The organism is Leptolyngbya sp. CCY15150 (assembly GCF_016888135.1).
Classification (GTDB): domain Bacteria; phylum Cyanobacteriota; class Cyanobacteriia; order RECH01; family RECH01; genus RECH01.
This window is the reverse complement of the sequence record NZ_JACSWB010000156.1, coordinates 60,647-73,515: the sequence shown is the minus strand read 5'-3', so window position 1 is coordinate 73,515 and position 12,869 is coordinate 60,647. Positions and strand designations below refer to the sequence as shown.

The 12,869-nt window shown below is 54.7% G+C and carries 11 protein-coding genes and 1 pseudogene; 2 read left to right on the top strand and 10 right to left on the bottom strand.

The window, feature by feature from the left end:
* Nucleotides 1-153: 153 nt before the first annotated feature.
* The 7 genes from JUJ53_RS07640 to JUJ53_RS07610 form a co-directional block, all read right to left on the bottom strand.
* Nucleotides 154-1,539 carry a cytochrome c biogenesis protein gene (locus JUJ53_RS07640; RefSeq protein ID WP_239124861.1) on the bottom strand — a complete coding sequence of 462 codons (1,386 nt, stop codon included), beginning with the start codon at nucleotides 1,537-1,539 and terminating at the stop codon, nucleotides 154-156.
* A gap of 44 nt (nucleotides 1,540-1,583) precedes the next feature.
* Nucleotides 1,584-2,324, bottom strand: a complete 741-nt coding sequence (locus tag JUJ53_RS07635) for a cytochrome c biogenesis protein CcdA (RefSeq protein ID WP_204151397.1) — start codon at nucleotides 2,322-2,324, stop codon at nucleotides 1,584-1,586.
* 196 nt (nucleotides 2,325-2,520) lie between these two features.
* Nucleotides 2,521-3,684, bottom strand: coding sequence for an FtsW/RodA/SpoVE family cell cycle protein (locus JUJ53_RS07630; protein WP_204151396.1), 1,164 nt, complete (start codon nucleotides 3,682-3,684; stop codon nucleotides 2,521-2,523).
* 195 nt (nucleotides 3,685-3,879) lie between these two features.
* Entirely contained in the window at nucleotides 3,880-4,083 is a 204-nt protein-coding gene (locus tag JUJ53_RS07625) for a phycobilisome linker polypeptide (RefSeq protein ID WP_204151395.1), read from the bottom strand.
* Between the two features lie 250 nt (nucleotides 4,084-4,333).
* Entirely contained in the window at nucleotides 4,334-4,819 is a 486-nt protein-coding gene (apcB, locus tag JUJ53_RS07620) for an allophycocyanin subunit beta (RefSeq protein WP_204151394.1), read from the bottom strand.
* Nucleotides 4,820-4,887: 68 nt separating this feature from the next.
* A complete protein-coding gene (apcA, locus tag JUJ53_RS07615) occupies nucleotides 4,888-5,373 on the bottom strand; it encodes an allophycocyanin subunit alpha (protein ID WP_204151393.1) in 486 nt (161 codons plus the stop codon).
* Nucleotides 5,374-5,569: 196 nt separating this feature from the next.
* Entirely contained in the window at nucleotides 5,570-5,857 is a 288-nt protein-coding gene (locus tag JUJ53_RS07610; protein WP_204151392.1) for a hypothetical protein, read from the bottom strand.
* Between the two features lie 5 nt (nucleotides 5,858-5,862).
* On the opposite strand from JUJ53_RS07610, the gene JUJ53_RS07605 reads away from it, so the two are divergent.
* Nucleotides 5,863-6,012: a hypothetical protein gene (locus JUJ53_RS07605; RefSeq protein ID WP_204151391.1), complete on the top strand. Its 150-nt coding sequence runs from the start codon at nucleotides 5,863-5,865 to the stop codon at nucleotides 6,010-6,012.
* A 29-nt stretch (nucleotides 6,013-6,041) separates the two neighbouring features.
* On the opposite strand, the pseudogene JUJ53_RS07600 reads toward JUJ53_RS07605, so the two are convergent.
* A pseudogene (locus JUJ53_RS07600) lies at nucleotides 6,042-8,729 on the bottom strand (phycobilisome rod-core linker polypeptide); the annotation flags it as partial.
* Between the two features lie 572 nt (nucleotides 8,730-9,301).
* Between JUJ53_RS07600 and JUJ53_RS07595 the strand changes: the two are divergent.
* Nucleotides 9,302-10,558: an ABC transporter substrate-binding protein gene (locus JUJ53_RS07595; RefSeq protein ID WP_343327914.1), complete on the top strand. Its 1,257-nt coding sequence runs from the start codon at nucleotides 9,302-9,304 to the stop codon at nucleotides 10,556-10,558.
* A gap of 37 nt (nucleotides 10,559-10,595) precedes the next feature.
* On the opposite strand, the gene JUJ53_RS07590 is transcribed toward JUJ53_RS07595, so the two are convergent.
* Both JUJ53_RS07590 and JUJ53_RS07585 read right to left on the bottom strand, forming a co-directional pair.
* Nucleotides 10,596-11,708, bottom strand: a complete 1,113-nt coding sequence (locus JUJ53_RS07590) for an LptF/LptG family permease (protein WP_204151405.1) — start codon at nucleotides 11,706-11,708, stop codon at nucleotides 10,596-10,598.
* Between the two features lie 203 nt (nucleotides 11,709-11,911).
* The gene (locus tag JUJ53_RS07585) at nucleotides 11,912-12,859 is read right to left on the bottom strand and encodes a cobalamin-binding protein (protein WP_204151388.1); all 948 of its coding nucleotides are present in this window, start codon (nucleotides 12,857-12,859) and stop codon (nucleotides 11,912-11,914) included.
* Between the last annotated feature and the right edge of the window lie 10 nt (nucleotides 12,860-12,869).

Here is a 12,869-nt window from a genome sequence, read left to right as displayed (position 1 = left end):
GGGGAGCTGTACTGAGGCTCCCTATTTTTTGTCCCCTCTATTGTCTCAAAGTCCAGCACGGTATGATTTTAAGCTGCCTTGTCACCCGTTCAGGATCCCCGATGTTTCTCAAACATCGGGGATCTTCTCTACATGACCCCGGTCAAGCATCCCTCACGACGCTACCGGTTCAGCGGTCGTTGACGTTTCAGGCGCTGACGTTTGCTGCAAAATCTCCAAGATTTCCCGCTCAAAGACAACTTGGGCCCGATTGGTGCGGCCTCCCACGTAGAGCTGATCGCCTACCTGCAGCGCCCACACCTGGGAATGGGAGACATAGCTCATCAGCACGCCAATCATCAACAGGCCAAAGCCTAGGTACACAAAGGGAATGCCCGGATCTGCCTTGATCTGTAGGCCCGTACTGCCCACCAAATCCGCGATCGCCAAGGTGATGCCATTCACCTCCACCGACATACCCTGGCGCACCGTGGCGACCAGGTCACCCTCCATGTCGTACACCAGCAAAATACCCTGGAGGTCTTTCGCTACCAGCGATACCCCTTCACTCAAGTCGGGCTTGGTGGGTACCCAGGTACCCCAGATGCGGCCGCTGGGAATCTTCAACTGCCCCATGGGAAGTTCCAAAATTGGGCTATTGTTCAGCTTCACCCGCACAGCCGCGATCGCCCAGTCGGCTTGATAGAGCGTCACGCCGTGGTAGCGCATCGGTTCATTCACGTGAATCGTCTTGCGCTTCACCTCCTCGCCCTGATCATCCAGCACCGACAGATCAGAATAAAACTGATCGATGCGCCCTTCCGGTGTGTAGTCGATCCAAAAGCGATTCACCTTCACCGACCAATCCTTAGGAATTTGCGCCTCGGCCCACGGCCCTGCATCGAAAATATTCTGGATTTTGAACACCTGCCCATCCGGAATCATCTCCTGGGCAAAGAAGCCGGTCATCGCGCCCCAAATTGCGCCGCCCAAAATGATCAACATACTGGCATGAACCACAATTGGGCCAATCCGCCCGGCAATCCCTTTACGGGCATAGAGCGTCTGACCCTCTTGAAAGGTGAGGTAGCGCTTCTGTCGCAGCAACGGTTCTAGGGTCTCTAGACTGCCCTCCGACATCTCCGTACTCAGGGCCAGCTTCTCAAACTGGCGAGGTTGATCATAATAGCGCCAGGTTTGCGCCGCTTTCAAAGAGGGCAACTGACGGGTAAAGGTGCAGGCGGTGAGGCTACCTCCCAACAAAATCAGCAGCGCCAAGAACCACCAGGTGCGATAGACGTGATCCAATCCCAAGGTTAAAATCACCTTCCAGGACAGAAATCCAAACAGGGCCGGGGCTTCGGGATAGTTGGCTTGGTAAAAGCTAAGGGACTCGCCCTGCTCAATTACCGTGCCGGAAATACTAAATACGGCGATCGCCAACAGCAACGCGATCGCCAACCGCAGATCGGCCAACAGGGGCACCATGTCTTGGGTCACATAGCGACGCAGGGCAGCGATCGCCCTAGAAAACACGTTGGAAGATGAAGTCTCAGCCATGGGATGTCAAATCAAAGGATAGGGGAATCAGGGATGTGCCAGCCTTAGGCACCACTGGGCAACACCCGCAGCAAAATCGAGAAGACGCCAAACCCCACCAGCAACACACCGCTAGCAGGGGTGATCCAACCCGACCAGCGCCGCAGCTCTAGCAGTTTCTTGATCGAGGCTGTGAAGGTGCCCGCAAGAACCAGGGGAGCCACATACCCAATGGCGTAGCAGAGCAACAGGCCACTGCCAACTAAAGGATCCGCCGTTTCCACCATCCAGGCTAGGAGAGTGGCTAGAACCGGGGTGCTGCAAGGGGAGGCGACTAGGCCAAAGGTTAACCCCAAGAGGTAGGAGCGTAGACCCCGCGGCCAATCTGCCGCAATCCAGTCGGTGCCGCCTAGGTTCGGCAGGGGAATCGGTAGGGCATCGAGGAGGTATAGGCCCATGGCGATCGCCACCACGCTAACCACAATCGGCAGCCCCAGCCCCACTTGTCCATAAACCTGGCCCACCAGGGCGGCAAACACCCCCAGCGCCGCGAGGGTCGTCGCCAAACCCAGGGCAAACCACAGGGATTGAATGGCAGCCTGCAGGCGGGTGGTGGCTTCGTAGCCGCCAATGTAGCCGACGGTAATCGGCAGCATGGACAACATGCAGGGGGTGAGGCTTGTTAGCAATCCCGCCAGGGTAATGATGGCAATGCTGGTGGGGGTGATGTGGGCGAGCTGGCTGGAGACTAACCCGTTGGCAAAGGACTCAAGTTCGTAGAGGCGAGTTTGTAGCGTATCAAGCATGGCGATCGAGACGGGTCTCTGGAAAGGCAGGAGTGGCTAGGGGATGGAGGGTCAGAGCTGGGAATGACAAGAGGCGATCGCCCTTGAAGCATCGTGAAGCATCGTGGGGCATAACCAACCGTCCCTGCTTTATTGTATCGGGTTGCATGGGTCGAGACGATCGCTATCGAGTGGGGGGCGATCGCTCTTCCTGCCATCAGCCCGCTACCGGCATAGCCACCACCTTGCGATCATGCCCTTCCCGCGCCACGCGCACCAGCAGCCCCGCCGACACCAGGCTAGACAACATGGAGCTGCCACCATAGCTAAACATCGGGAAGGGTAGCCCCGTGGTGGGCAATGCACCCGTGGCCACGCCAATGTTCAATAACGCCTGCCCTACCAGCAACGCCACAATGCCGATCGCCACCAATCGATGAACCGGACGCTGGGCCTTGACAGCAACCCGTAGTCCGACGGTGGCGTAGATCAACAGCAGCAGCAGCAGCAGTAAACCACCCACCAGACCAAATTCTTCCGCATACACGGAGAAAATGAAATCGGTGTATTGAATGGGCAAGTAAAACAACTTTTGCTGAGATAGGCCAAATCCAGTCCCCCAGATCCCACCTGACCCGATCGCCATCAAACTTTGCACCAGTTGATAACCATGTTGGGTAGGGTCTGCCCAGGGATCTAAAAATGAGATCACCCGCTGCCGCTGATAGGGATTGGAGGCTAAGCTAATCAGCGCTAAGCCCAAGCCGCCACCAGCCGACCCGAGTAGGTAGGTATAGGGCAACCCAGACGCCAGCGCTATCATCCACACAACCATGCCGCAAAGCGCCGCTGTGCTGAGGTTGGGCTGGGTGAGAATGGTGCATAGAACCAGACCAAAAACCCCAACCCAACCCAGCCGAGTAGCCCAACTCAGCCGATCCCATTGCCCAAAAATCCGCGCACTTTGCAGCACCAGGGCTGGCTTAATTAATTCTGAGGGCTGAATCGAGAGGGGCCCAATCACCAACCAGCGCGTTGCGCCATTCACCGTAAAACCCAGTCCTGGAATATGGGTCATCAAAATCAGCCCTAGGCATAGCAGAACCAGCCAGTCTGTAATCCCCAGCATGTATCGCAGCGGCGAGTGGGTCAGAAAATTAAACCCAATCAATCCAATAAAAATCCAAATGAGCTGAGTTCTGAAATAGTAAAGACCATTGCCCGTCTCGGCCTCTGCCACCACATAAGAAGCAGAAAAGAGAACGATCAGCCCCACCATCAGCCACAAAAACGTCAGCCATCGCAGGATGCGCGCCTCGATCGCCCAATCTTTGACCGATGGATCAAACACAGGGATGGCATAGTGCAGAATATTCACCATGGCAGATTGACCTTGTCCTATCCCACTCAACATAGGCACAGTATAGGCTCAAACTTCAGCCCCATCCCTGCACCATAAAAATGCGACATAAAAAAAGAGGCCACTTAGTGACCTCCTCAGCATTCAACAAAATCAATAAACCTTGAAACGAGCAAGACCCCAGCACCCTGTGCTAGGAGGACAGGCGATCGCCCTCTAGGCGAGGCCGGTGTTCATGCCAGGCTTGCCGGTAGCCAGCTCAACCTTAATAATTTTGCCACCCATTTTCATGATGCGCTGTTGCTCCCGGAACCAGTTATCGTAGGCAACTAGTTTCGTGAAGTAGGTGTTCTGTAATTCGCGCTGAGTGCGGATTCGAGTTTGGCTAGGCACACAGGCTGTAACTTTAAACATTCGCATCGGCGACCATCTCCCTCAGTGAGCTAAAGACGTAAATCTGGATAAAAATCTAAGAACCTATTGTTCGCTTGATATACCCAACTACTTATAGCGGGTTTTCTATACAGAAGACTGGGAGTCAAGAATCAACTTTAAGCTATCAGAACTGACGAATCGCCAGCTTTCACAACCTAAAACTCACTCCCAACTGCCCAATCTTCACCATAGTGGGCGGTAAGCTACACGTCGAGCGCCATGCTTACCCAATGCACTAGCTTAAGCCAGAGCAGATGTAGTCGAAGTAAACACCCATTTCCTTACCAGCGTCAGAGCCCACTAGGCTAGCGGTCACTTCTTTCATGGCTTGGATGGCTTGCACAGTTGCACCAACCGGTACACCCAAGGAGTTGTAGGTTTCTTTCAAACCGTTGAGCACGCGCTCATCGAGGATGGAAGGATCACCAGCCAACATGGCATAGGTGGAGTAGCGGAGGTAGTAGTCGAGGTCGCGGATGCAAGCAGCATAGCGACGGGTGGTGTACATGTTACCACCGGGACGGGTGATGTCAGAGTACAGCAGGGACTTAGCCACAGCTTCTTTGACGATGGTTGCAGCGTTGGCGCTGATGGTGCTAGCGGCACGAACGCGCAGTTCACCGCTTTGGAAGTAGCCTTTCAGCTTTTCCATCGCAGAGGCGTCAAGGTACTTACCTTGAACGTCAGAGGAATTGATAACCGAAGTGATAGCGTCTTGCATGATTTAGCTTCCCTAAACAAAGTCGTTATGAATCAAAAGGTTTGAACGGCTGCTGGTGGGGTAAAACCCTACTGCATTGCCCCAACAACATAGTCGAAGTAAGCACCGGCTTCAGCCGCATCTTCAGAAGACATCAGAGAGGTGGCAATACCTTTCATGGCGCGAACGCTTTCTGCCACTGCATCGATGGGGGTGCCGAGAGAACGGTACATCTCACGAACGCCAACGATTCCGATTTCTTCGATGGGGGTGACATCACCAGCTACAACTCCGTAGGTCACGAGGCGGAGGTAGTAGTCCATGTCCCGCAGGCAAGTAGCGGTCATTTCTTCACCGTAGGCGTTGCCACCGGGAGAAACAACATCAGGGCGCTTTTGGAACAGTTGGTCGCCAGCTTGCTTGATGATGCGCTCACGGGATTCCGTTAGCACTTGAGCAATCCGCAGACGGCTTTCACCGGAGGTTACGAACGCTTTGATCCGATCTAGCTCGCCAGGGCTGAGGTAACGAGCCTCAGCGTCGGCATTCACGATTGATTTCGTGACAATACTCATGGATGGATTCCTCCAAAAAAAAGAAAGATATCGTGGGTATGTCCAAACTTGCGATCGCTTCGAGCGCTTATGGGATGATCCGCGCAATCGACATTGGGGTATGAACGATTACTGAGACGCCTCTGGATTCATCAGCGTTATTCGGAACGATACAAGCGGTTAAGCTTAGCTACCTTCGGGAAATATTTTCCGGCATTTAGTTCACATACTTCGCCTGTTTGCAATATTTCGTAATATCACCCTCATTTTGCAACCGGGGGATCATGGGTGTACAAAACCACCTCAACCCCAGCACCCGCAACTGTTTCCAGTCACTGGCGCGAACCTCTCTTGGACAAATCGCCGAAGGACGCTCTGGCCAGCGATCACAAAATTCTGAGAACGGCTCTCTGCTCATCGCCACCTTGGCAGCGATCCCATAGAGCTTACGTGACACCACGAGGACGGTAGCGATCGCCACCTGCTGCCCTCTAGGGATGGACAACTTGGGTGGATGGCAACAACTACGTTCCCTATCGTTCAACAGGCAAGGATGCCCCCCTAGGGCTATCTCACGCCGCAGAAGGCACAGGCAGAAGCCGCGATCGCACCCTGGATTGTCATCTAGGAGCGATCGCGGTTGTTCTAAGAGCAGATTAGCCCTTCAGAGAATCCTCGGCCGGCACTCCCATGCGAGGCACCACCGGGGTAAAGCTAGGCACGACTAGATCCCGATTTTGCTTCGTGAGCTGGGTATAGAGCCGCTCGGTGTTGGGGAAGTTGGCTGCAGGCAGGGTGGGGAAGCGGTTATAGGGCACCACATCTTCACCAAAGGTTTGCACATACTCCATGCTGTTCACCATGGCACCAATGAAGCTACGAATCCCTTCCGTCGCCAAAATCTGGTTGTACTTACGGATTTCAGCTTGGTCGAGGGGAGCCCGGCCCAAGAAGTGCTTGGTACCCAGCTCAATCACCTTGGTGTTGGGGTAGGGCGCGTAAAACTCTTTGATGTAGAGCTTCGAGCATCCTAGAGCTTCAATGAACTCCTTGAGGTTGATCTCAAGGTTGGCTAGCTTGCTTTCAAGCACCGTGAATTCATTTTCAACAATGTATGGCGCAATATCCCGCTCGAAGATCTGGCGATAGGCAGCGGCAATCACCGTTTGCACCTGCACCGCATCTTGAGCCCGAGTCAGCTTGAAGACCTTGGTTTGCTCGCGGCGCTTGCTCACCCCTTGAGCCACCCGGAAGGTCACGTCCGGCTCCGTCCGCAGGTTAGAAACACCACCCAATTCCACAAAGCGTGGGGTTTCTTCCTTGATGATCTTGGCGTTCTTGTCGCCAATGCTGCCCACACGGGAGGTGCGTAGAGCCAGCCCCTTCGGCGTCACATAGCGCTCGTAGGGAATGGTGTCTTCCCCAAAAGCTTCTGCATATTCTGGGCTGTCGATGATTGTATCCACCAGCGCATAGAAACCTTGCTTAGCGCAAATATCGAAATACTTGTTGGTTTCTTGACGACCGTAGGTGGGGCGACCCAGAAGACGACGGTGGATATATTCAACCGCCTTCATCACATAGAGCGACGTCCAGTAGAGCTTACGGAAGGGCTCTGACTTGGCAATCATGCGGATGAATTCCCGCAGGGTAATGTCCCCGTTCTCCAGCTTGATTTCTGCCACCTTCAAGCGCTGTCCTTCATAGACATCGCGGCCAAACACCTGTAGGTAGGCGGCCCGAATCACCGCTTGGGTGGAGCTTTCTGTGTACTTGATGCTGGCGTTAGCGGTGGTAGGAATTTGGTCGAGCTTGAAGACCTTGGGCCCAAGGGTTCCCGGTGCAACGCCTCGTGCTCCCGGATTGCTCAGTTGGTTGTTGATGCCCGGGCCACGATTAATCAAAATCCGGCGAGTATCTTTACCAAAGGGCGCAGGGCTGGTACTGGGATTGCGAGTTTCCTTGGGGAAAATTGCGCCAAATTGAATTTCCAGCGGATCGTTCCCCGAGCCGTAGGGGTGTTGATCTGGGAAGGGCTGGTTGTAGGAGGCAAAGGTGGTGAGGAACTGAGGAATCTTGCGGAACGGCGCACTGTACTTAAACAGATCTTGCTGAGGCCCCCAGTTGCGGCATTCCTGAGCTTCTTGCCCTAGACCGCGCAGGTAGGGTACCGTCTCTTCTCCGAAGTAATCCGAATATTCTTGGGAGTCTACCAACGCATCCACCAAGGCAGATAGACCGCCCTGAGACACGATCGCAAAGTAGCGCTGCACCTCTTCACGGCTGCTGGGCCCACGACCGAGGATATGCCGGAAGGCTAGTTCCAGCGCACGGCTGTTGATATAGGGCTCAAAGAAGTTCTTGCGATAAAGAGGCGACTTGGTTAGGCGGCGGACAAACTCCTTCATGGAGATATCGCCGTTCTTCACCTTCGACTCTAGATCAGACAAGGACAAAGAATAAGCGCGGGTGATATCGCGCTCAAAGATTTGCCGGTAGGCCGCTTTCACGACATCGATTTTCTCCCCGCTGGAGAGCCCTGGCTTCATGGCGTAGACAGGACGGCGCTCCGAAGCGTTGTAGTAAATCTGAGGCAATGCCAAACCTTGCTGATCAGACGAGGGACGCTGACGCACTTTGTTGGACGGCGTCGGCGCTTCAAACTCGGTCACCAAGACATCAAAGTATTGGGCGACAACAGAAGCGGCATCCAGATCTTTCTTGAAGTAGCCTAGGGCAGCTTGACGCATTTCCCGCAGGGCTACCAATGTGGCTACCCCAGAACAGGCGTTTTCAATAATTTCCCGCAACCCGCGCACGTTGACGGAAATGATATTGGGATCCCCTGCCACGATCGCGTAGGTGACATAGCGCAGGAACCAGCTCAGGTCACGCAGAGACTTCTGCATGTTGCTGGGGCCATAGCGAGCCACGTTAATGGGGCGGAACCCAGCCGGCACGGGGCCGCTGCTGGTTGCGCTAAAGAGCGATCGCAACCCTTCTAGAAACCCACCACCGCTTTCAACGTAGGTGGCCGTACCCAGTTTCATGGATTCCTGGGTGTTCATTTCTTGACCACCCATGGTCACTGCAGCCACGACGTCTTCGTCGATGGGCTTTTCTAAGAAGGCTAACGGTGAGCCTCCCACGAAAATGCGGTTTGCAGCGCGGGAAACGATTAATTCTGAGTTTCTAGTTAAAATTTCTGATATTTCTAGTCGCTTTAGCCCAGACCCAAAGTAGCGAGATAGCTCACTGAGTTCTCCGCGCCCCAAGAAGCGATCTTGTTGTTCAGCCTGAGAGATAGTTGCAACGGGTAGGGTTTGATATAGCTGCGGACGTGCAACAGAGCTTCCACCACTTGCCTTAACACTCATCGGATTTCAAAAGCTCCCTTAGTTTCATACTTGCATCTAAATCTGCCCGGAGTGTCACCAGGTAAACACTTTTCGGTCTCCAGTCGGCGCAAGCTATCAAGTTGCGATCGCTGGCTAAGATTCACCGAAACGACGACCCAGGGTTAATAAACTCAGTCTTTAGAGTAAAACGTTTCGGGTTCACCACACGACTTTATTAAAAAGTGTGACAAGGGCCAACCGAATGTCTTGTAGGCAATCATAGAAGATAACGGTATCCTTCCTGAGAGTTGGTATAAGTTTTGTTACGTTCAAGGGTGATCCATGGAACCAATTGCACCTTAAATCTGAGTTAAAGACGAGTGGAAAGCCCACCGCACCGCACCTTGGTGCTGGGGGCTATCAGCCCTCAACGCCAACCCACCGATCGAGGAGAGCATCTACCGTGGAGCTACGGAGATTAGAGGGCGATCGCCCCCCAGCAGATCTCATAAACTTCCTTCCACCTCGGCGTCTGGCTCCCTATCCCCATGCCTAACCTTTAGATGTACTCAACCCTAACCATGCCCCTGAAAAATTTTGTAGTCCTAGGGATGGCCGTGCTACCGCTGTTAACCGCCTGCCAGCCGGGCAATCCCTCCAATCCAGCTACAACTACCTCCCTCCAGCCAGCCACCTTAGATGAAGGGCTGAAGCTGGGGGTGCTGTTGCCCATCACCGGCGATCTAGCTCCAGTTGGGCAGCCCATGGTTGCCGTCTTGCCGCTCCTAGTTGATCAGGTGAATGCCTGCGGCGGCGTCAACCAGGCTCCCGTCACCTTAATCATTGAAGATACTCAGACCGATCCTGGGTCAGGCATGGAAGCCATGAGCAAACTGGTTGAGGTGAATCGAGTGCATGGGGTGGTGGGTGCCATCGCTAGCAGTGTCTCCAGCGGAGCCGTGGATGTGGCGGTGCGCAACCGGATTCCGCTCCTTTCGCCTGGCAGCACCAGCCCGATCTTCACAGAGCGGGCCAAAGAAGACGACTTTCGGGGCTACTGGGCCCGCACTGCCCCCCCCGATCGCTATCAAGCAGCAGCCCTGGCCCAGTTGGCGATCGATCGCGGCTACGATCGCATCTCCACGATCGCCATCAACAATGACTATGGCGTAGGGTTTGAGCAGGCATTTGTGAATGCGTTTGAAAACCTGGGCGGCACGGTGATCAATCAAGCCAATCCCACGCGTTACGACCCCAAAGCCACCACGTTTGACTCCGAGATCGCAGCAGCTTTTGGGGACTCTCCCGATGCCGTTCTAGCCATACTCTATCCAGAAACCGGTAGCCTACTGCTGCGATCGGCCTACCAACAGGGATTGACCGATGGCGTCCAGCTCCTGCTCACTGATGGCGTCAAAACCGAGTCATTTCCTGACGATGTAGGGCAAACAGCAGACGGCAGCTACATTGTGTCGGGAGCGATCGGTACTGTGCCGGGGGCCAGTGGTACCGGTCTTGAGGCATTGACCGCCCTGTGGGAGGAAACCCAAGACACGAGTATCGGTGCCTTTGTCCCCCATGCCTGGGATGCAGGTGCTTTGCTGATCTTGGCAGCCCAAGCTGCTGGCAGCCATGATGGCGAGGCGATCATGGCTGAGCTGCGCTCGGTTGCTGGGGGCGATGGCGTGGAGGTGAGTGATGTTTGCGAGGGGCTAGCGCTCTTGCGGGAGGGAACAGCGATTAACTACCAAGGAGCCAGCGGGAATGTGGATATCGATGAGTATGGCGATGTGGTCGGCAACTATGACGTCTGGACAGTGACCGACGAGGGGGCGATCGCCGTGATCGAGCAAATCAGGCTTGATTAGTGCATAGGCTACAAGCCCGATCGTCCAGATCATCGAGTTAGCGTGAGAACCGCAGCAGCAACCCGATCCCCACAGCAATCCCTAGAAAATTGGGTAGCCAAGCCCCTAAAACAGGAGATATGGCACCCGTTTGAGCGATCGCTCCCGTAATGGAGGCTAGGAGGTAGTACCCAAAAATCATCAAGACGCTGATGGCAAAGCTTGTGGCTCTGCCCGTGCGGCTCGAACGACTCCCCAAGGACGCACCCACCAAGCCCAGTGCTATGCAGGCAAAAGGCAGAGAATATTTTTGCTGAATCCGCACCCGTAGTTTGCGAATGCGATCGGTATCGCCCGTTTTCTCAACCAGCGCCAGCTCTTCTTGGGACTCTAAGATATTCATCTCACCATAGTCTCGACGGCGAGAGGCGAGATCGAGGGGCGTGCGCGGCAGGGTAATTTGCTGCTGCTCGAAGGTGACAATGTTGCGAAATCGCCCATCAGCCGACACTAGATAGATGGTGCCATCATAAAAATCCCAGACATTGCTTTCCAAGTTCCACTCTGCCGACTGAGCAATAGCAATCTGGCTCGTGTCAGGTCGAGAGAGATCGAGATACGTCACGCCGCCCATGCGTTCACCATCAAACTCCCGCGCATAGAAAAAGCGAGTCAGCACATTTTGCCGCTTACCCGGCTCAATCTGCACCGGGTTGTACTCTTGGTAAACAATATTCTCTTCCCGAAAGGGGAGGCGATCGTTGTTTAAGGCATTCTCTAAGGTCACAGCAGCTTGGTAATTAGCCGCTGGCACAATCATTTCATTGAACGCAAAGGTACAAGCCGTAATCACCAAACTCAAAATAATGCTGGGCACCACCAACCGCACCACACTGACCCCACAACTGCGCAGGGCCACCAGTTCACTATCTGCCGCCAGCCGGCTATAGGTCATCAGCGTTGCCAGCAGCGTTGACATGGGCAGCGAATAGGCAATGAACTGCGGCATATTCAGCAGCAAGATCTCAAGGGCAAGCTGAATTGGCAGTCCAGATTCGGTGACCCGGCGAATTAAATCAAAAACAGCGCCAACAGAGACGCCGAGAGAGGTGAATAGCCCAACGCCAAACAAAAAGGGCAGCACCAACTCCAGCATGATGTACCGATCCATCACCGAAAGCCGAGGCACCCAAGCTGGCAGACTGGACTGCGGGGTTGATGAGCGAGAGATCCCAGAGGTCATAGATGATACAGGCGGATAGAGTTGGCTACCAAGGACGTGATTAGACTTTAGGATACGACAGGCGGTAAGGGGTATGCGCCATTATCCTTCACCATCCTAATCGAAAGGGGCTGGTTATCTCGTCGGGTGGTTTACGGGAGAGATGCGATCGCCTCCCAGCGTTGCCAGGTTTGCGGCCCATAGCCATAGGAAAACCGTTGGGGATGGATGAGTTCAGCCAAGATTTCTAGCGAATCCACCAGCCTAGGCCCTGGACGGTTGAAATAATGATTGCCATCCACCAGATACACCTGGTTATGGCGCACCGCCCGCAGGGCCGACCAGCCCGATCGCTGGGTGAGCAGATGCATATCTTGCCGGATGCGATCGAGGCCAAAACCACAGGGCATGACAACCATCACATCCGGATCCGCCCGCTGTAGATCGGCCCACTCTAGCCACGGTGAATGCTGCCCAACCTTGCCAAAACAGGAGCGTCCACCGGCGATCGCCACCTGTTCTGGCACCCAGTTTCCCGCTGCCATCAAAGGTTCCATCCATTCAATGCAAACTACCGAGGGGCGATCGCTCTCCGCCAGATCCTGGGTCGTTTGCGCACAGGCCGCCACCCGCTCCTGCAGCGCCGCCACCACAGCATCAGCCGACACCCCCAGCATGGCTGCCACCCGTCGTAGGTCGTCCCACAGATCGCTGAAGCAGGCCGGCTGCAGCGACAAAATTTTAGGCTGAATCGTGGTGAGACCCGCCACCGCCTGCTCCACCTCCGCTAGGCTCACCGCACAAACCTCACATTGGGCTTGGGTGAGAATATGGGTAGGGCGCAGGTGTTCGAGCACATCGGTTTTAACCCGATAGACACTCAGAGCCTTTTGCAGCAGCAGGGTGACGCGATCGTGAATCACTGCACTATTGCCCTGGGGATCAAACGTTGGCTGAGTACATATCGGCAGCGTCGTGACGCTAGGCGGGTAGTCACATTCATGGGAACGTCCTACTAAATAGTCGGTCAACCCCAGGGCAGCCACCAGTTCTGTAGCACTGGGAATGAGCGACACAATTCGCAACTCTGATCGGAGCATACTACCTTGA